We start from the raw sequence: 19,444 nt of genomic DNA, 5'->3' as shown, positions 1-19,444 counted from the left end.
GGGTCTGATGATCCGCCTTGCGCAGGGCACGCATGAACTCGAATCCGTCCATGCCCGGCATGAAGATATCGACGAAAACGGAATCGACCGGCCGCCAAGCGATTTCCCTCAAGCCCTCCACGCCATCCTGCGCCAAGCGCACGGTGAACCTGCGTCGTTTCAATGCAGCCTGCAGCGCATTTCGAATAAGCTTATCGTCATCGATCACGAGAACGCGCGTCATTCCCTTTATTCCTGCACTTTTCGGCTTAACCGTCGATTTTTATGAAGTAAAAACTGGAAAATAATTTTCTTTTTAATTATATTATGGTTAATATAATTTAAGAATTAACCTTCGTTCACAGGATAGAGGATTATGAAAACACGGAAGATCATTATAATTAGACAATAATGACGAAGTCAGAAAATCAGACGCCGAGGTAGCTATCGCAGATATCTTCGCTCAAAGCAGAAGGGGCTCCGGTCCAGGCTGTCGCGCCGCGTCCCAGGATCACGCAGTGGTCCGCAAGCGCCGTGAGATCGGCCAGCGACTTGTCAATGATCAGGATGGCGAGCCCGGCGCGCTTGAGATCCGCGATCGCCCGCCAGATCTCCTGACGCACCACCGGGGCGAGCCCTTCGGTTGCCTCGTCCGAAATGAGCAATTTCGGATTGGTCATCAGCGCCCGGCCGATGGCGAGCATCTGCTGCTCGCCGCCTGAGAACGTGCGCGCGGGCTGGACACGGCGTTCGATCAACCGAGGAAAGAGATCCCCGACCCGGGCCATATCCCATTCGCCCGGCCGCGCGGCACAGACGAGGTTTTCCTCCACGCTCAACGGCGCAAAACATCGCCGCCCCTCCGGCACAAGCCCGATGCCGATCTCACCGCCTTGTGAGAGTGCAAACCGGTGAGATCGGCTCCTTTAAAGGAGACACGACCAGCGGCAGCTGGCATCATCCGGCAGACGCATTTCACCGTGGTCGTCTTGCCCATGCCGTTGCGCCCCATAAGTGCCACGACCTCACCCGCCCCGACACGCAAGTCCACACCGAAAAGCGCCTGCGAGGCGCCGTAGAAGGCCGTCAGCCCGGCAACCTCAAGAAGGGTGCTCATGCTCCCGCCTCCTCGCCGAGATAGGCCGCGCGCACCTCACGGTCGTTGCGGATTTCCTCCACCGTTCCGCAGGCGATGATGCGGCCGTAGACGAGTACCAAAATCCGGTCGGCCAGCGCGAAGACCGCCTCCATGTCGTGTTCCAACAGCAGGATCGGAGCCTGGCTGCGCAATCCGTCGAGAAGCCCGGTCAGTTGCCGCACGCCTTCCGGTCCCATCCCGGCCATGGGTTCATCGAGCAGGAAGGCCTTCAACGTGATGGCGATTTCCAGGGCGCGGCGCTCGCCGTGCGAAAGATCGGCGGCACGAACACTCTCGCGCTCAGACAGGCCCACACGCGCGATCGCCTTGCGCGCCGGATCGATCACAGTCTCAAATCGGAAAGCGCGGGCCGGAGAAACCGGTAGGTCCGCCGCAAGCGCCCCTGCACCGCCAGCATGACGTTCTGCAAGACGGAGAATTCGCCCGCCACGGAAGAGACCTGGAACGTGCGCGCCAGCCCCATGCGCGCCCGCGCCACCGCACCCAGCACCGTCAGTCCCGCCCGGCAAAACGGATCGTATCGGCATCGGGTGAAAGCTCCCCGGCGATCTGCTTGATAAGGGTCGACTTCCCCACCCCATTCGACCCGATCAGCGCATGAATTTCACCGGGCCGCAGATCGAGATCGACGTGATCGCCCGCCCGCAGCGCGCCGAAATGCTTGCTCAAACCGCGAATATCGAGAACCGGATCAGCCATGCCGCCGCTCCCCAGCCAGAAGTCAGATCAGACCACCACGCGCAAACAGCACCACGAGCAGAAGCAGCAGCCCTAGCAGGAACTGCCAATGTTCCGACACCCAGCCCAGACTGTGTTCCAGCACGATATGGAACGCGGCTCCGGCCAGCGGCCCAAAGAGTCGCCCGACACCACCCAGAATGACGAAAACCATGATCTCGCCCGATGTCTGCCAGGACAGCATGGCGGGTGAAACGAAGCGGTTGAGATCGGCATAGAACACGCCGGAAAGCCCCGTCACCATGCCGGAGATCGCAAAGGCCGTCAGCAACACGCGGGTCGGGTGAATGCCGAGGTTTTTCAGTCGCTCCGCATTCTACCGCACACCGTGAAGCGCCAGCCCGAAACGCGAGCGCGTGATCAGCGCCGACAGGTCGAGAACGATCATCAGCAGAACCTAGCTGAGGAGAAAGAAGCTCAACGGATCGAGCGTATCGATGCCCGGAAAGGAGTTGCGCAAGCCCAGCAACAACCGTCCCCGCCGCCATAGGTCGGCCAGGAGATCGCGAAATAGTAGATTATCTGCGCAAAGGCGAGCGTGATCATGATGAAGAACACACCGCACGTCCTCAGGCTCAAGGCGCCTATGGCGAGAGCCGCCAGTCCGCTCGCGACAATCGCCACCGCCCAGATGACCGGCATAGATTGCGTGCCCTCGAGCGTGACGGGCCATGTCAGCACCGGCTCGTAATACATGGCGTGACGCACCAGAATGCCCGCCGCATATCCGCCGATACCGAAGAACGCCGCATGGCCGAAGGACACCAGTCCGCCGAAGCCGAGCGCAATGTTCAGCCCCGCATCTGCCAGCGCGAAGATCGCGACTTTGGTCGCCAGCGTGATCGTGAAGGTCTCACCCATCCCTTGCGCGATGAGCGCCACTGCCGGCAGGCCGAGTGCGAGAGCCGTGTTGAGCGCGATTTCCCGGTTCATGCGCCCGACGCCTCGCCGTAGAGTCCGACGGGTTTGAACACCAGCACGGCCGCCATCAGGATGTAGATCGACATGTAGGCAAGCGCGGAGCCGACCGACGTGGCGCTCGCCGGATCCATCACGAGGCCGAAGGCGGCGGGCAACAGGAACCGGCCGAGCGTATCGGTGACACCGACCAGCACCGCCCCGACAAGCGCGCCCTTGATCGATCCGATCCCGCCGATCACCACCACGACGAAGGCGAGGATCAGCACCGGCTCGCCCATGCCCACCTGCACCGACTGCACCGTGCCGACGAGCGCACCCGCGAGCCCTGCGAGCGCCACCCCCAGTGCAAAGACGATGGTGTAGAGCTTGGTGATATCGACGCCGAGCGCCGCGATCATCTCCCGGTCGACCTCGCCTGCCCGGATGCGGATGCCGAGCCGGGTGCGGTTAATGAGCCACATCAGAGCCCCCGCCAGCGCCAGCCCAATCAGAATGAGCGCAAGGCGAAAGAGCGGATATTCGATCCCACCCGGCAACAGCACCGCCCCGCGCAAGGCCACGGACAGATCGAGAAACAGAGGAAACGAGCCGAACAGCCAGCGCGTGCCTTCGGAAAACATCAGGATCAGCGCGAAGATCGCCAGCACTTGATCGAGATGATCGCGCCCGTAAAGCCGCCGGATCACCGCCACCTCGACAATCGCCCCGACCGCAGCCGCCGCGATGAGGCTCGCAATAAGCCCCAGCGAATAGGAACCCGTCGCCCCAACGACGCCCGCACAGGCGAAGGCACCGACCATGTAGAGCGAACCGTGCGCCAGATTGATCAGCCCCCATCACGCCGAAAACGAGCGTCAGCCCCGCCGCCATCAGAAACAGCATGACGCCGAATTGAAGCCCGTTGAGGATCTGATCGAAAAGAAGAGCCGCAGTCACGCTTGATGCCCCCGGTCACCAGATCGGCAGAGAGGAATGCGACACGCACCCATCACCTCTCCCATGGGGAGAGGTGATGGGTATCGGGCTCTCGTGGATACGGAAGGGACGACACCCCCTCACCCTAACCCTCTCCCCATGGGAGAGGGGACTGGGCCTCTGCGTGTCGCCCCACATGACAAGACGGGAGGCACAAGCCCCACCCCACGCCCGATTGTCATCCCCTCGAAACACAAGACACAGGCGGGGATCCAGTAACCACAGGATCGAAGTGAGGGACATCATTGAAAGGTCTCTGGAATGCTGGTTCCCCGCTTTCGCGAGGATGACATCGAGGGATGAGGAAGGCATCGCAGGACCGTTCGCAGATTCGGAAAAATCGCATCCAGGCGGTCGGCCCGCACCATACCAGCGCGAATTACCCCATCCCCGCCGCCGTCATTGCCCGGCTCCGTCCGGACAATCCATTGTGCTCTCATCCCGGCACCCTGACCGGATGGATCACCCGAACTTCCGCCGGGTGATGACGATGGAGAGATCGAACACGGCGCACCCGACCACCTCACTCACATCTTGCAGTCGCCGACATAGGCGTTGTCACAATCGGTGATTGCGGTGGCGATGATCTTGTTGGTGTAGATCTCGCCCTCCTTGATCACCTCGCGCACAAAGATGTCCTGCACCGGGTGGTGGTTGGAGGCGAAGGAGAACTTGCCGCGCACGCTCTCGAAATCGGCCGCCTACAGCGCCGCACGGAAACCGTCGGCATCGGAGATGTCGGCCTTGCTCATGGCCGAGAGCAGCAGGTTCGCGGTGTCATAGCCATAGGAGGCATAGATGGGGGGAAGCCGACCGTAAGCCTCCACGAACCCGTCGACGAATTTCTTGTTCGCGGCGTTGTCGATGTCCTTCGACCAGTTGGCCGTGTTCTTCACACCCATCGCTGCATCGCCCACGGCCTGCACGGTCGCCTGATCGAACGAGAAGGCCGGGCCGATCAACAGCAGGTCGACACCCGACTGCGCGTACTGCTTCATGAAGGCGATGCCCATGCCGCCGGGGGTAGGAAAAAGAACACGCTGTCAGCGCCGGAAGCCCGAATCTGGGCGATCTCGGCCGCATAATCCGTCTACCCGAGCTTGGTGTAGACCTCACCGGCAAGCTCACCCTCATAGAAGCGCTTGTAGCCGGTGAGAGAGTTCTTCCCCGCCGGATAGTTCGGCGCAAGGATGAAGCTCTTCTTGTAGCCCGCACTCTTGGCGTAGGCGCCCGCCGCCTCGTGCAGGTTGTCGTTCTGGTAGGAGACGGAGAAATAGTTCGGACTGCACCCCCGGCCCGCAAGCTGCGAGGGCGCGGCATTGACGGAGAGATAGAACTTGCCCTGCCGCGTGGCGGACGGCACCACCGCCATGGCGAGGTTCGACCAGATGATGCCCGTCAGAACGTCCACCTTGTCGGACTGGATCATCTTGTCGGCAAGCTGCACCGCCACATCGGGCTTGCGCTGATCGTCCTCGATGACGACCTCGACGTCCTTCGTGCCCGACTGCTTGAGCGCCAGCATGAAGCCGTCGCGCGCATCGATCACGAGGCTCGCCCCGCCGCCCGAAAGCGTGGTGATCATGCCGACCTTGACCGGCTCCGCCTGTGCCCCCTGCGCGGTCATCGCCGCACCTGCAATCATCATCGCGGCAAGCGCCGCCCGTTCCGTTCCGATTGATGCCATGTCCCTGTCCCCGGCGTTTTCGCCTCTTGGTTCTAACCTTTGGGAAAGTTGTAGCCGGGGAAATTCGACATATCATCGTTTGCGATGCGAAAACGTTGCGGAAACGGGGAATTCGAGAAGAAGGCAATCGTTCACTCCATACCTTTCGCCTTCCCCCCATTCCCGACTCCGGCTAGAAATGTGCCATGCGTCGACTTAACTGATCCCTTGCCCGAAATCCTTTGCCTGCCCGTCAGGAGACCAGCAGTCCTTTGCCCTTCCGTTTCATCCATACCGCCGACATTCATCTGGATTCTCCGTTGAAATCGCTGGCGTTGAGAAACCCGGATCTGGCGAACCTGATCGGCGCGGCCACCCGCACAGCCTTTTCGCGCACTGTCGATCTGGCTCGGGACAAACAGGTCGACGCGCTGCTGATCGCGGGCGATCTCTATGACGGCGCGCAGACCTCGATGAAAACAGCGCTGTTTCTTTCCGCCGAACTCGCCCGCCTGCACGAAGCGGGCATCAAGACCTTCCTGATCCGCGGCAACCATGACGCCGCCTCTCGCATCACCTGCGAACTGACTCTGCCCGACAGCGTCACGACCTTCTCCGGCCGCGCCGAAGCCGTGACACTGGAAACCGATGCTCCCTTCGACGTCGCCGTCCACGGCATCAGTTTCAACCAGCCGCACGCCCCCGAAAGCCTGCTCGACAAGTTCAAGCCGCCGGTCGAGGGCGCGATCAACATCGCCATGCTGCACACCAGCCTCGGCGGCGCGCCGGGCCACAATCCCTACGCCCCCTGTCAGCCTGCAGAACTGGAAGCCATGGGCTTCGACTACTGGGCGCTCGGCCACATACACCAACGTTCCGTTCAGTGCACGAAGGCGACAATCGTCATGCCCGGCATTCCGCAAGGCCGCGATATCGGCGAGGCGGGAGCGAAATCGGTCAACCTAGTCACCATCTCCGACGATTGCTCGATCACGGTGAAGGAACGCGTCATCGCGCCCGCTCAGTTCGAGCGCGTCGCAATCGATCTCACCGGTATCGAGGATTGGGCCGACATGGTCGCCGCGCTTGAACGGGCCTTGCGAGCCGCCCGCACCGAAGCGGTGTGCGATCATCTGGTCGCCCGCCTTGACCTGAGCGGGGAGACCCCGCTCGCCTGGCGTCTGCGGCGCGATACGGACCTTCTGGCAAGCGAGGCAGAGGCGATCGCGGGCAGTATCGACGGCACGTGGATCGACAAGGTCGCCAATGCCTGCCGCCTGCCTGCGGGCAGCGCAAACACAGGCGAGGAAACGTCAGGCGCCCCGGTGCATGAGCTGCGCGCGCTGATCGACGAGGAGATCCTGAAAAGCCCAAGCTTTCGCACCCAGATGGCGGATCTAGCAAACGCTCTGACAAGCCAGCTCCCCGGCGAGGTCCGCGCCCATCTCGGCGAGGACGAGGCCGCACGTGAAGCCCTACTGGATGCGCTGGCCGCGGAAGGGGCTGAGGACGTTCTCGCCCGCCTTCAGGCCGTGCCCGGACCGGAGGACGAGTGATGCGGATCGAACGCCTCGACCTCACCCGATACGGCAAGTTCACCGACCACGCGCTTGAATTCGGCCCGCGCGGCGAAGGCCCCGATTTCCATATCGTCTACGGCCCGAACGAGGCCGGCAAATCGACGCTGCTCTCCGCCTGGCTGGACCTGCTCTATTCGATCCCGATGAAGAGCAAGTACAACTTCCTGCATTCCTACGACGCGATGCGGATCGGCGCGAAGCTGCAACTGGACGCCGACACGCTGACACTCGCGCGCATCAAGAAGCAGAACCAGAGCCTGCTCGATGATGCCGACCGCCCGTTGCCGGAGGGCCTGTTGCAAGCAGCCCTCGGCGGCGTGGATCGCGATGCCTACCGCACCATGTTCTCGCTCGATGACGAGACGCTGGAAACCGGCGGCGACGCAATTCTGGCAAGCGAAGGAGATCTCGGCCAACTGCTCTTTTCCGCAAGTTCCGGGCTCGCCGCTTTCTCGCACACGCTGGCCGATCTGCGTGAGAAAGCAAGCGGCATCCACCGCAAGAACGCCCGCAACACGGAACTGCGCGCGCTGCGCACCCGGCTCGACGATCTGACCACGCAGCGCAAGGATCTGGACACCACGGCAGCTGCCTACAACAAGCTCGCCAAGGATCGAGATGCGGCTAAGGACGCCTACGAAAGCGCGTTGAGCGAAGGCGCGGCCCTGAAGCGGCGCATTGCCGAGATTTCCGCCCTTCGCTCGGCCCTGCCGCGTCTGGCGCAATTGCGTGCCTTGCGCGCCGATCTTGATCCCTTGAAGGATGTGCCGGAAGCTCCGCTTGGCTGGGCAGACGCCCTGCCGGGCCTGATCAAGGACGAAACCCGGCTTGCCGAGCGAAGCCGCGAGGCGGCCCGGCGCATCGAAACGCTGAGTGAAGAACTCGCCGCCATCGTTCCGGACGAAACGGCCCTCGCGCTTGCCGCTCGCATCGACGCGTTGAGCGAACAGGTCGCCCGTCAGGCCTCTTTCGGGGCCGATTTGCCGGAAGAACGGCTGAAGCTCGGCGAGGCGCAAACGCGCATCGCCCATATCCTGCAAGCGCTGGAGCGTGCCGACGAGCCGGATCCGGACCGCCTGATCGTGCCCGCGGCAAGCCTCGCACGCCTGCGCACGCTGATGGAGACCCGCTCCGGCATCGCGCGCGATGTCGAGACCGCCCGCCGCGAACGCGATGCGACCCACGAGGCGGAAATCGACGCGCAAAAGGCTGCCGAGAATGCCGGTGCGCGCGCCTCCGACGGCACCGCCCTTGCCAACCTCAAGGCCACGCTTTCCGCCTTGCGTTCCGACGACCATGCCGCCCGTCGCCGTCTCGCCGAACGCAATATCGCTCAAGCGCGCGAACGGCTCGATGAACAACTCGCGGCACTCAGCCCTTGGCAGGGCGATGCCGATGCGCTCGCACGCCTCTCCCTTCCGAGCGATGCCGATATCCGCGACTGGCAGGCGCGCGAAAAGGACCTGCGCGAAACGCTCTCCTTTCTGGAAGAACGCGCTGCCGATCAGTCGACCAAGCTCGCCCGGCTTGAAGCGGAACGCGACGCGCTGGAAAATGCCGCCGGTCTCTTCAATGAAGCCGCCGCCGCTCAGGCGCATGAGGCGCGCGAAATCGCATGGACCACCCATCGCGCAAAACTCGACGCAGCCACCGCCGATGCCTTCCGGACCGCCCTTAAACAGGATGACGCGCTCACCGCAGCCCGTCTCGCCCAGAGCACGGAACGCGCCGACCATCGCCGCATGACGGTCGAACTCGCGGGGCTCACGGCAGAAGCGACAGAGACCCGCAAACGCATGGATACGGCGCGGGAGAAGTCGGAAGCGCTTATCCACGAAATCGCAGCCGCCCTGCGCCATGCCGATCCGGCGTTGGCGGGGCTGTCGCTCTCCCATCTCGAAGCCTGGCTGGCGGCCCGCGCAACCGCACTCGAAACACGCACGGAAATCCGTCGGCACGACGGTGATCTGAAGCAGGCAATCGAAGACGGCAAGACGGCCTGCACACAGCTCGCCGCAGCACTCACCGCTGCCGGAGAGACGCCGGAGCCCGACGTCCTGCTTGATCGCCTGACGGATCGCGCCGAAATCCTGATCGATGCGGAAGCGCAGATGAAACGCCTGCGCGAGGACATCGACCGTCGCCGCGCGGAGACGGAACGCCGGGAACAGGCACTCAACCGCGCGCAAGAGGTTGAGCAGGCCTGGCAGACGGACTGGGCAGCCACCTGCGCCCGCTTCTGGTTCGTCGGCGCCAATGAGCCGCCGTCGCCCGATATCGTGCGCGCGCTTCTCGACCAAATTTCGGACCTCGCCCCGGCACTTGAGACCCGCAAGGCGCTGGTCGAGCGCATCGATGCGATGGAAGCCGACGCAAAGGCGTTCACGGATGCCGCCCGCGCACTGGCCGAGGAAATGGGCCTGGCAGCGGAAGCAGATTCGCATGATCTGAGCCGTACGCTAGCCGATCAAGCGGCCGCGGCCCGCAAGGCGCAGGAACGTCTCATCGAAAAGCGTGAGGCGCTGGAGGAAGAGCGCAAGGCACAGCATGAGACCGAGGAGGTGGGCAAGGCGCTTGCGCAGCGCAAGGCAGAGATGACCGCCCATTTTGCGGTCGAAAGCCTCGACGAAGTTGCCCGTAAACTCGAGGCCCTCGCACGCCGCAAGCGGTTGGCGGAGCAGACCGGCGCGCTGGAAAGCGAAATCGTGGCGACGCTTGATGCCCCCGACCTTGCCGAGGCCGAAGCCCGGCTCGACAAGGTCGACCGTGCGGCCCTGACGGAAGAGCTTGAGGAGACGAAGCGGCGCGCGGAGGATCACGACCAGCACACCCGTGAACTCTTTAGCGCGCAAAGGGAAGCGGACAAGGCGCTTGCCGCCGTCGGCGGCGGCGGCGACGCCGTCGCCCGTCTTGAAGAAGAGCGCGGCACGGTTTTGCTGGAGATCGAGGAAAAGGCGCGCGACTGGCTGCGACTGCAGGCGGGCATTCTCACCGCCGAACAGGCGCTTCGCGCCTATCGCGACCGCCACCAGTCTTCCATGATGGACCGGGCCAGCCGGGCCTTTGCGGAGATTTCTCGCGGCGCCCATTCCGGCCTCACCACCCAGGCGGACGGCGACCGGGAAGTGCTCATCGGCCTCGACCATGCCGGGCGTTCCAAGCTGGCGGCGGAGATGTCCAAGGGCACGCGCTTCCAACTCTATCTGGCGCTTCGGATCGCGGGCTATTACGAGTTCGTCGCCAACCGCGCGAGCCTGCCCTTCATCGCCGACGACATTCTCGAAACCTTCGATGACGATCGCGCGAGAGAGACCATCCGGCTTCTGGCGGAAATGGGGGAAAAGGGACAGGTCGTCCACCTCACCCACCACCCGCATTTGTGCGAAATCGCCCGGCAGGTCTGCCCTCAGGCCACTGTGCACGAGTTGCCCGATCCGCTGACGGGGTGAGACTTTGAACGCGACCGGGCATTTTCCCTATCCAGCCACGTTCTGAACGGAATCGTCAGACCCATTATTCTCCGTCGAGATCCAACTCACGCAAGGCCGCCAGCATTTCAACCGGGCGAGCATTGATGAGCAGAAGATAAGCGCGCAACGCGCGCACTGGGCGCGATCGATTCTGTTCCCATTGCTTGAGTTGGTCGAAACCAAAGCCGAAGGTAGAGGAGAAGTCGCGCTGTGACAGTCCGGTGCGGCCCCGGATTGCCTTCACGTCGATTTCGGCGGGCACGTGCAACTGGTACGCTGCACTCTGCCCGCAAGACACAGCCAGAGCTTCCTCCAGGCCTTCGGCGATCTGATCGAACACAGCCTTGCTCATGACCCTTCTCCAGCAGCAATGGGCGTTACGCGTCGCGCATACTCCTGAACGATATCCTCCGAGAGTATCCGCAGTTTATTGCATTCCGCCTTGGTGAGCGTAATTCTTTGGCTTTTCGCAAAAACGGTTATGAGAAACAACGGCAGATCCTCGCCGGAAAAGAGCGTAATGGTACGCCCGCCACCGCTCTTTCCTTTGTTGTTGCCCCTTATGGCGAAGCGAACCTTCCTGCAACCACCGGTACCCTTCAATTCCACACCGGCATCAGGATGCTTCGCCAGATAGGTGACCAGATTCCCGATATCCTCGTCCGACACCCCAGCCGCAAGAGCCACTCTATAAAACGCTTTGAGCTGGCAAACGGTGTGCATTGAGCGCCTGTTCATCCAGTTGGATACACATTCCATATGTGCGTAGATTACGCACAAGGTCAATACTCAACCGTTAACGCCAACTCTCCGAATCCAAACATCGGAAAGAGCAAGAGCGCGCCCGAACGCCCCCTCAGTACGGGCAGTCCACCTTGCCGGTCTCCACATACACGCCCTTGACCTGCGAATAGTGCTCGATCGCGGCCTTGCCGTTTTCGCGCCCGATGCCGGACTTTTTCACGCCGCCGAAGGGCATTTCGACCGGTGTCAGGTTGTAGTTGTTGATCCAGCAGGTCCCCGCCTGAAGCTGCGCCACGACCCGATGGGCGCGGGCGATGTCGCGGGTGAAGAGCCTCACCGCCAGACCGAACTCGGTCGCGTTCGCCCGTGCGATCACCTCGTCCTCGGTGTCGAAATCCAGAACGCACATGACGGGGCCGAAAACCTCCTTGCGCGCGATCCTCATGTGATCGGCCACATCGGCGAAGATGGTCGGCTGCACCCACCAGCCGTTCACAAAGCCGTCGCCAGCACCGCTTCGCCGCCATAGACGAGTTCCGCCCCTTCCGCCTAGCCGAGCCGCATGTAGGAGAGCACCTTGTCATACTGCGCCTTGGAAACGAGCGGCCCCATCTGGCTGGCCTCGTCCATCGGATCGCCGATGACGATCTTCTTCGTGCACTCCACCAGCTTCTCGATAAATTTCCCGTTGATCGAACGATGCACGAAAACCCGCGTGCCGTTGGAACAGATCTGACCGGTGGAATAGAAATTCGCCAGCATCGCGCCGGAAACCGCATCGTCGATATCGGCATTCTCGAACACGATCAGCGGCGACTTGCCGCCAAGCTCCAGCGTCGCCTGCCTCACGCCGCTGCCCGCAAGGGCCGCGACCTTCTCGCCCGTCGGCACAGAGCCCGTCAGCGACACCTTGTCGATATCGGGATGCGAGACCAGAAGCCGTCCCGTCTCCCCGTCGCCCTCGACAACGTTGAACACGCCCTTGGGCAGACCCGCCTCGATCAGGATTTCCGCCAGCTTCAGCGCCGAGAGCGGCGTCACTTCCGACGGCTTGAAGAGCATCGCATTGCCGCAGGCAAGTGCCGGCGCCGCCTTCCAATCGGCGATCTGGATCGGATAGTTCCACGCCCCGATGCGGATGCACACGCCCAGCGGTTCGCGCCGCGTATAGGCGAACGACCCACCCAGATCGATATGCTCGCCCGTCATCGTGGGGATCAGCGCGCCGAAATAGTCGAAGCATTCGGCAGCCGACGCCGCATCGGCGACCAGCGTTTCCTGCAGCGCCTTGCCGGTATCCAGCGTCTCCAGTTCCGACAGCTCGCGATTGCGCTCGCGCAGGATCTCGGCGGCGCGCCGCAACACTCGTCCGCGCTCGATCGCAGGCGTCGCAGACCAGACCTTGAAGCCCTCGCGTGCCGAAGCCACGGCCCGGTTCACGGTCTCTTCGCGCGCCGCGCGCATGCTCGCGATTGTCTCGCCGGTCGCCGGATAGACACTGTCGAATTCCGGACCTTCGGTCTCTTGCGAGTAAACACCGTGAATACAATTGGACGCTTCTGGTTGGGCGCGCATAAGGCGGTCTCCTGTTCTTATTTGACTTGAATTCTATCGAATGGGGCCCGAAAGGCCCTCAAGAGTCGAGTGTTGAATGTCGAGAGCCGGCCGCGCGTTTCACCGCGGGCCGACCCGATTTCAGATAATGGAGCATGGCGGAGGTCAAGAAACGGTTGCGATCCCGTTCCCGTCTCGCCCACTACCGCTGGGAGTTCTGCCAGTCCGGATGCCACCAGGCAGGCACGGCGCTTGCCGGCGGCAGGCTCTTGCCCAGGGTGTGATCTGCGATCTTCTCGCCGACCATAATTGCGGGCGCATTGAGGTTTCCGTTGGTGATCTGCGGAAAGATCGAGCTGTCGGCGACCCTGAGGCCTTCCACGCCGATGACCCGACCCTCCGGGTCCACCACCGCGAAGGGATCGTTCGCATCCCCCATTTTGCAGGTTCCGCACGGATGGTAGGCGCTTTCGGCGTGCTCGCGCACGAAATCGTCGAGCGCCTCGTCGCTCACCGCGTCGTCGCCGGGCTGGATCTCCTTGCCGCGATAGGGATCGAACGCGCTCTGGCCGAAGATCTCCCGCGTCAGACGGATCGCCTGGCGGAATTCCGCCCAGTCCTCCGTCTCGCTCATGTAGTTGAAGCGGATCACCGGCTTATCTTCCGGCTTGTCGCCGCCAAGCGTCACCGTCCCGCGCGACTTGGAGCGCATCGGCCCCACATGGGCCTGATAGCCGTGTCCCTCGGCCGCCGCCTGCCCGTCATAGCGCACCGCCATCGGCAGGAAGTGGAACTGGATATCGGGATAGGGAATGCCCGCCCGCGAGCGAATGAAACCGCAGCTTTCGAACTGGTTGGAGGCCCCGACGCCGGTACGCGTGAACAGCCACTGCGCCCCCACCAGAGCCTTGCCGAACAGGTTCCAGTACTTGAAGAGCGTGATCGGTTGAACGCAGGCCTGTTGAACGTAGACCTCCAGATGATCCTGCAGGTTGAGCCCGACGCCCGGACGATGGACGATCGGATCGATGCCCGCCCGCTTCAACTCCTCCGCATTACCGACACCCGACAGCATCAGGAGCTTGGGCGAATTGATCGCTGACGCCGCCAGGATCACGTCCTTACCCGAAAGCACCGTCTCCACCTTGCCGCGCCGCTCATATTCCACGCCGAGCGCGCGCTTGTCCTCGATGAGAACGCGCCGTGTCGCCGCCCCGGTTATGAGCGTCAGGTTTTCCCGTTTCAGGGCGGGCTTCAGATAGGCATCGGCGGTCGACCAGCGCTTGCCCTTCCAGACCGTCATCTCCATCGCGCCGAAGCCTTCCTGGCGTTCGCCGTTATAGTCCTCGATCTCGGCGTAACCGGCCTGCTTTCCGGCCTCGATGAAGGCAATGTAGAGTGGGTTCTTGCGCGCTCCTCGCGTCACGTGAACCGGCCCGTGCGTGCCGCGCCACGCGCTCTTGGCGTCGTGGCTCGTTTCCATGCGCTTGAAATAGGGAAGCACCGACGCGTAGTCCCAGCTCTTGGCGCCCATATTCGCCCAGGTATCGAAATCGCCCGCGTGTCCGCGCACATACACCATGCCGTTGACCGCTGACGACCCGCCGATCACCTTGCCGCGCGGGATCTGAAGCCGCCGCCCACCCAGATGTGGTTCCGGTTCGCTTTCAAATCCCCAATCATAGAGCGACATGCTCATGGGATAGGAAAGCGCCGCCGGCATCTGGATGAAGGGCCCGGCATCCGAGCCTCCTGTTTCCAGCAGCAGAACGGCATTGCGCGGGTCCTCGCTGAGCCTTGCGGCCAGCGCACAGCCGGCCGAGCCGGCCCCGACGATGATGTAATCGAACTGGTTCACGCGTCACTCTCTTCGTTGTTATCGTTGACCCTTCGGGCCACCCCTTGTTGTCGGCGCCTCGGCCTCGATCTGCCGTTCGACATAGTCTTCCACCAGGCGCATGGCGGTACGGGCATCAGCGGGCCCCTTGGCAAGCGCACGTTGCAGCCAGAGCCCGTCTATCAATGCGGCGGTGCCTTCCGCCGCCTGTTTTGCCGAACCGCGCCTGTGCACGCAGGTGCGGAACTCATGCGTCAGGTTGGAAATCAGCCAGCGGTGATAGACCTGCAGCAACCGCTGCGTTTCCGGATCCGTTTCCGCCTGCAGATAGAAGGCAAGCCAGGCGGAGATGACCGGCGCCCGGAACTGCGAGGGTGCGAAACTCGCCGCGATGACGGCGGAAATCCGTTGTCGCGGCGTATGTGCCTTCTCCCGCTCCTCTTTTAGCTCGCGAGCCAGATCGGCGAGCAGATGACGCATCGTCTCCGTCAGCAGCGATTTCTTCGATCCGAAATAGTGCAGCGCCAGCCCACCGGAGACACCGGCGCGACGGGCGATATCCGCCACCGTCGCATCGCAGAATCCGCATTCGTGGATGGTCTCCACAGTCGCCGATATCAGTGCACGCTTGCGCGCGCCTTCCATTCCAATTCGAGGCATATCCAATTTCCTGAGGCTTTGACTAAAGTATTTTTGATTGAACACTCAATCAATAAAAATTTGCCTTTGATGCGGGTTGGTGCTTATATGGTCTCAGTTTCGCGGCTTGGACTCAGGTTCGGCGTGCGAAGGTTCGAGGCGTCGCCGCCTGCGGGTCGGCCGGGTGGAATTCCCGGTTTTTCCTTATGTGGGCTGCAGAGACCTCGCCCGCGCTCGGCACCATGTCCGATGCTGCGAAGACCGGGATCCGTGGCAATCCGCCACATCCGGGTGGCCCGCCGCGTGGGCCTGTCGCATGTAGCGTGTCTTTCGGCGAAGTCGGCCGAAAAGGGCGGGGAGGGGCTCGCCCTTGGGATTGCGAAAATGCCGGGCATGTTGGCCGGTTGGATCATGCCGATCCGATCGCAACGGGTGTGTCCGGCGTATCGGGCTTGAAACGTGTTGTCGTGCGGGCGGATTCGCCCCGACGGCAATATCGCCCGCAAGGGTGTATCGCATTGACGGGAATGCGGTCGGGCGCGCGCTTCATCGCGCATGCGCGCGTAGTTTTATCGCGCCTGTCCTGTCCCTGTCTGTCCGGGGGCATGGTCCGGCACTTCGGACGTCCGTGCCGGGGGCTTTGACGGAGATCGTTTTGACCGCGGATGGCGACCGTCTTTCCACGGCTCGCAATGCGCGGTTCATAAAGTGCAGGGGCCTGAATAGGGCCTTGCAAAGCTCGCGATGCGATGACCCATTTGTCCGACGCGCCGATCCCGGTGCCGACCCAGTCCTTATCATGTGCCGCAGACGGCACGGTCTTGAGATAAATGAGGAGATATTATCGATGCAGACCCAGACGAGCAGATCCGCCCCCAGCGCGGTTGCCCGCACCCTTGTCCGCTTCGCCACCGCCGCGGCCTTCGCGGTCGGTCTGGCCGGTTCCGCAGCCGCGGCCGGGGACGCCTGCAAGACGGTACGCTTCTCCAACGTCGGCTGGACCGACATCACCTCCACCACCGCCGCCACTTCCGTGATCCTTCAGGGCATGGGCTACGAGCCGGACATCAAGCTGCTGTCCGTCCCCGTCACCTACACCTCACTCAAGAACAATGACATCGACGTCTTCCTCGGCAACTGGATGCCGACCATGGAAGCCGACATCAAGCCCTATCGCGAAGACGGTTCGGTTGAGACGCTGCGCGCCAATCTGGAAGGCGCAAAATACACGCTCGCGGTGCCGAAATACACGTTCGACAAGGGCCTCAAGACCTTTCAGGACATCGCCAAGTTCTCCGACGACCTGGGCGGCAAGATCTACGGCATCGAGCCGGGCAATGACGGCAACCGCCTGATCCTCGGCATGATCGAGAACAACCAGTTCGGCTTCGGCGGCATGGACCTCGTCGAATCCTCAGAGCAGGGCATGCTCTCGCAGGTCCGCCGCGCCATCCGCCGCAACAAGAACATCGTCTTCCTCGGCTGGGCACCGCACCCGATGAACTCCAACTACGACATCGAGTACCTGTCGGGCGGCGACAACGTCTTCGGCCCGAACTACGGCGGCGCCACCATCTACACCAACGTGCGCAAGGGCTTCACGGACGAGTGCCCGAACGTCGGCAAGCTGCTGAACAACCTCAAGTTCTCACTCCAGATGGAAAACGAGATCATGGGTTCGATCCTCAATGACGGCGAAGATGCCCAGCCGGCCGCCAGGGCCTGGCTGAAGAAGAACCCCGACGTTCTCGACGCCTGGCTCGATGGCGTGAAGACCATCGACGGCAAGGACGCCCTGCCCGCGGTCAAGGCCTCGCTGGGACTCTGAGGACACGAGGCCGGTGCGCGGAACTCCTTCGCGCTCCGGCCCTCCATGCCTTCCCGCTCATCATGTTGACGCACGCTCCCGCCCCACATGGCAGACCGTTCGAAACACGCCGCCGCTCCGCGCGACCGACGGCGCCCCGTGCCACCGGTTTATCCACCGGCAATCACGCATCGAACGCCCGGCGAAATCGCCGGAACGCAGCTTGCTATCGACCGCATGCATAAGCGCGCGCATCATTCCGTTTTGATCCTTTCGCCCGCATGCCCGCCTCCTCACGGGGCCGTGCGGACGGCTGGAAGCCATTTCGCGATCACGATCCCCTTGTCCCACACGAAGAATGAACAAGCATGAACTGGATAGCCGAGCACAAACTTCAGATCGGACGCAGCGTAGAATGGCTGGTCGACTGGCTGACCGATAACGCCGCTGGCGTTTTCGATAGCATCGCCTGGTTCCTCTCCCAACTGATCGACGGCCTTTTGTGGGTCCTGCTCACCCCGCCGCCACTCGTCGTCGTACTGTGCGCAGTGGCGCTCGCCTGGGTCGTCCGCCGCAACTGGAGCTTCCCGCTCTTCGTCGCCATCGCGCTCCTTTTCGTCATCAACCAGAGTTACTGGACGGAGACGATGGAGACGCTGTCGCTGGTGATTTCCGCCTCCGTCCTATGCATGGTCGTCGGCGTTCCCATCGGCATTCTGGCGGCCCGCAAGGCCACCTTCTACACCGTGCTGCGCCCAATCCTGGATCTAATGCAGACGATCCCGACTTTCGTCTATCTGATCCCGGCGCTGATCCTGTTCGGCCTCGGCATGGTGCCGGGCCTGATCGCCACGATGATCTTCGCAATTCCCGCCCCCATCCGCTTGACGCGGCTCGGCATCGCCTCCACGCCCAAGCCGTTGATCGAGGCCGGTCAGGCCTTCGGCGCGACCCCCTGGCAGCTTCTGTGGAAGATCGAGATGCCCTACGCCATGCCCTCCATCATGGCGGGCCTGACGCAGACCATCATGCTTTCGCTGTCCATGGTCGTCATCGCGGCGCTGGTGGGGGCCGACGGGCTTGGCGTTCCCACGCTTCGAGCCCTCAACCAGGCCAACATCGCCAAGGGTTTCGAAGTCGGACTGGCCATCGTGATGATCGCCGTCATGCTCGACCGTTTCCTGAAGATGGACGACCGCAAGGCAGGCCGCTGATATGGCCAACCAGGATATGACAGACCAAAACATTCCCAGTGTCAGCTTCGAAAACGTCGACATCGTCTTCGGCAAGAAACCCAAGGCCGCTCTGCCGCTCATCGACAAGGGAATGAGCCGGGACGAGATCCAGGCCGAAACCGACCAGGTCGTCGGCGTCACGGGAGCAAATTTCGACGTCTACGAGGGCGAGGTGCTCGTCCTGATGGGGCTTTCCGGCTCCGGCAAGTCGACGCTTCTGCGCGCCGTCAACGGCCTCAACCCGGTCATTCGTGGCCGGATTCTGGTGCGCGACGGCGACGAGCAGGTCGATCCGGCTGATTGCTCGGCCGAACGCTTGCGCCAGTTGCGCCGCTCCCGCGTCGCGATGGTCTTCCAACAGTTCGCGTTGCTGCCGTGGCGCACGGTTCTGGAAAATGTCGGCTTCGCGCTAGAGCTGTCCGGCGTCGACAAGAAGGAGCGCACCGAACGCGCCCGCGCCCAGCTCGATCTGGTCGACCTCACCGAATGGTCCGACAACCGGGTGCACGAGCTGTCCGGCGGCATGCAGCAGCGCGTCGGCCTCGCCCGTGCCTTTGCTACGGACGCCCCGATCCTGCTGATGGACGAGCCCTTCTCCGCGCTCGACCCGCTCATCCGCTCGCGCCTTCAGGACGAGCTTCTGGAATTCCAGGCCAAGCTCAACCGCACCATCATCTTCGTCTCCCACGATCTCGACGAGGCGGTGAAGATCGGCTCGCGCATCGCCATCATGGAGAACGCGCGGGTGGTGCAGCTCGGCACGCCGCAGGAAATCGTGCGCAAGCCCGCCACGGACTACGTGAGCGATTTCGTCGCCCACATGAACCCGCTCAACGTGCTGCGCGCCCGCGATGTCATGGGCGATGCGAACGGCATGAAGCTGAACGGCAACCCAACCTGCGGCGCCCGCACCCCGGTGCGCGAACTGATCGACATGTGCCTCGATGCAAACGAGCCGGTCATCGTGCGCGAGGACGACGAGGTGCTCGGTGTCGTCCGCCAGGCGGATTTGCTGGAGTGTCTGCGCTAGGGGCTTTCAAGGACTTGAAACCCCGATCCCTCCGTGGGGGGGGGGGGGGGGGGGGGGGGGGGGGGGGGGGGGGGGGGGGGGGGGGGGGGGGGGGGGGGGCGCCGGGCCCC

12 protein-coding genes and 5 pseudogenes are annotated in these 19,444 nt (G+C 63.0%); 6 read left to right on the top strand and 11 right to left on the bottom strand.

Features of this window, described 5'->3' with window-relative positions:
• The first annotated feature begins 7 nt into the window (after nt 1-7).
• Entirely contained in the window at nt 8-268 is a 261-nt protein-coding gene (locus QNJ43_RS21675) for a hypothetical protein (RefSeq protein ID WP_300472996.1), read from the top strand.
• A 139-nt stretch (nt 269-407) separates the two neighbouring features.
• Here the strand turns inward: QNJ43_RS21675 and QNJ43_RS21670 are convergent.
• The 6 genes and pseudogenes from QNJ43_RS21670 to QNJ43_RS21650 all read right to left on the bottom strand — a co-directional run bounded on the left by QNJ43_RS21670 (nt 408) and on the right by QNJ43_RS21650 (nt 5,420).
• A pseudogene (locus QNJ43_RS21670) lies at nt 408-1,096 on the bottom strand (ABC transporter ATP-binding protein).
• A pseudogene (locus tag QNJ43_RS21665) lies at nt 1,093-1,837 on the bottom strand (ABC transporter ATP-binding protein). The pseudogenes QNJ43_RS21670 and QNJ43_RS21665 overlap by 4 nt, the downstream one beginning before the upstream one ends.
• A 22-nt stretch (nt 1,838-1,859) precedes the next feature.
• A complete protein-coding gene (locus tag QNJ43_RS27630; RefSeq protein WP_346433094.1) occupies nt 1,860-2,150 on the bottom strand; it encodes a hypothetical protein in 291 nt (96 codons plus the stop codon).
• A gap of 143 nt (nt 2,151-2,293) precedes the next feature.
• Entirely contained in the window at nt 2,294-2,809 is a 516-nt protein-coding gene (locus QNJ43_RS27625) for a branched-chain amino acid ABC transporter permease (protein ID WP_346433093.1), read from the bottom strand.
• Nucleotides 2,806-3,733: pseudogene (locus tag QNJ43_RS21655) on the bottom strand (branched-chain amino acid ABC transporter permease). Before QNJ43_RS21655 ends, QNJ43_RS27625 begins: the two are co-directional and overlap by 4 nt.
• Before the next feature lie 566 nt (nt 3,734-4,299).
• Nucleotides 4,300-5,420: pseudogene (locus QNJ43_RS21650) on the bottom strand (ABC transporter substrate-binding protein).
• A 290-nt stretch (nt 5,421-5,710) separates the two neighbouring features.
• Here QNJ43_RS21650 and QNJ43_RS21645 point away from each other — a divergent pair.
• Nucleotides 5,711-6,994, top strand: coding sequence for a DNA repair exonuclease (locus QNJ43_RS21645; RefSeq protein WP_300472994.1), 1,284 nt, complete (start codon nt 5,711-5,713; stop codon nt 6,992-6,994).
• Nucleotides 6,994-10,467 (top strand): AAA family ATPase, encoded by a 3,474-nt coding sequence (locus tag QNJ43_RS21640; protein WP_300472992.1) that lies wholly within the window; start codon nt 6,994-6,996, stop codon nt 10,465-10,467. Before QNJ43_RS21645 ends, QNJ43_RS21640 begins: the two co-directional genes overlap by 1 nt.
• 64 nt (nt 10,468-10,531) lie before the next feature.
• On the opposite strand, the gene QNJ43_RS21635 is transcribed toward QNJ43_RS21640, so the two are convergent.
• The 5 genes and pseudogenes from QNJ43_RS21635 to betI all read right to left on the bottom strand — a co-directional run bounded on the left by QNJ43_RS21635 (nt 10,532) and on the right by betI (nt 15,283).
• A complete protein-coding gene (locus tag QNJ43_RS21635) occupies nt 10,532-10,840 on the bottom strand; it encodes a transcriptional regulator (RefSeq protein WP_300472990.1) in 309 nt (102 codons plus the stop codon).
• On the bottom strand, nt 10,837-11,211 hold the full coding sequence (locus tag QNJ43_RS21630; RefSeq protein WP_300472988.1) for a type II toxin-antitoxin system RelE/ParE family toxin: 375 nt from the start codon (nt 11,209-11,211) through the stop codon (nt 10,837-10,839). Before QNJ43_RS21630 ends, QNJ43_RS21635 begins: the two co-directional genes overlap by 4 nt.
• 133 nt (nt 11,212-11,344) lie before the next feature.
• Nucleotides 11,345-12,807: pseudogene (gene betB, locus QNJ43_RS21625) on the bottom strand (betaine-aldehyde dehydrogenase).
• A gap of 181 nt (nt 12,808-12,988) precedes the next feature.
• Nucleotides 12,989-14,644 (bottom strand): choline dehydrogenase, encoded by a 1,656-nt coding sequence (betA, locus tag QNJ43_RS21620; RefSeq protein ID WP_300472985.1) that lies wholly within the window; start codon nt 14,642-14,644, stop codon nt 12,989-12,991.
• 18 nt (nt 14,645-14,662) lie between these two features.
• A complete protein-coding gene (betI, locus tag QNJ43_RS21615) occupies nt 14,663-15,283 on the bottom strand; it encodes a transcriptional regulator BetI (RefSeq protein WP_300472983.1) in 621 nt (206 codons plus the stop codon).
• A gap of 826 nt (nt 15,284-16,109) precedes the next feature.
• On the opposite strand from betI, the gene QNJ43_RS21610 reads away from it, so the two are divergent.
• From QNJ43_RS21610 to choV, 3 genes are all read left to right on the top strand, one after another.
• On the top strand, nt 16,110-17,090 hold the full coding sequence (locus QNJ43_RS21610) for a choline ABC transporter substrate-binding protein (protein WP_300472981.1): 981 nt from the start codon (nt 16,110-16,112) through the stop codon (nt 17,088-17,090).
• A gap of 347 nt (nt 17,091-17,437) precedes the next feature.
• A complete protein-coding gene (gene choW / locus QNJ43_RS21605; RefSeq protein ID WP_300472980.1) occupies nt 17,438-18,283 on the top strand; it encodes a choline ABC transporter permease subunit in 846 nt (281 codons plus the stop codon).
• Between the two features lie 16 nt (nt 18,284-18,299).
• Complete coding sequence (choV, locus tag QNJ43_RS21600) at nt 18,300-19,334, top strand: choline ABC transporter ATP-binding protein (RefSeq protein WP_300472978.1); 1,035 nt, start codon at nt 18,300-18,302, stop codon at nt 19,332-19,334.
• The last annotated feature ends 110 nt before the right edge of the window (nt 19,335-19,444 follow it).

The sequence above is a fragment of the Breoghania sp. genome (assembly GCF_030066895.1).
Taxonomy (GTDB): domain Bacteria; phylum Pseudomonadota; class Alphaproteobacteria; order Rhizobiales; family Stappiaceae; genus Breoghania.
The sequence above is the reverse complement of the archived record's forward strand: the minus strand, read 5'-3'. Positions and strand labels throughout refer to the sequence as shown.

Coding starts and splice junctions, on each gene's coding strand:
- betI (WP_300472983.1), bottom strand. CDS start 15,283: ATGCCTCGAATTGGAATGGAAGGCGCGCGCAAGCGTGCACTGATATCG.
- QNJ43_RS21675 (WP_300472996.1), top strand. CDS start 8: ATGATCCGCCTTGCGCAGGGCACGCATGAACTCGAATCCGTCCATGCC.
- QNJ43_RS21610 (WP_300472981.1), top strand. CDS start 16,110: ATGCAGACCCAGACGAGCAGATCCGCCCCCAGCGCGGTTGCCCGCACC.
- QNJ43_RS21635 (WP_300472990.1), bottom strand. CDS start 10,840: ATGAGCAAGGCTGTGTTCGATCAGATCGCCGAAGGCCTGGAGGAAGCT.
- QNJ43_RS27625 (WP_346433093.1), bottom strand. CDS start 2,809: ATGAACCGGGAAATCGCGCTCAACACGGCTCTCGCACTCGGCCTGCCG.
- QNJ43_RS21640 (WP_300472992.1), top strand. CDS start 6,994: ATGCGGATCGAACGCCTCGACCTCACCCGATACGGCAAGTTCACCGAC.
- choW (WP_300472980.1), top strand. CDS start 17,438: ATGAACTGGATAGCCGAGCACAAACTTCAGATCGGACGCAGCGTAGAA.
- choV (WP_300472978.1), top strand. CDS start 18,300: ATGACAGACCAAAACATTCCCAGTGTCAGCTTCGAAAACGTCGACATC.
- QNJ43_RS21630 (WP_300472988.1), bottom strand. CDS start 11,211: ATGCACACCGTTTGCCAGCTCAAAGCGTTTTATAGAGTGGCTCTTGCG.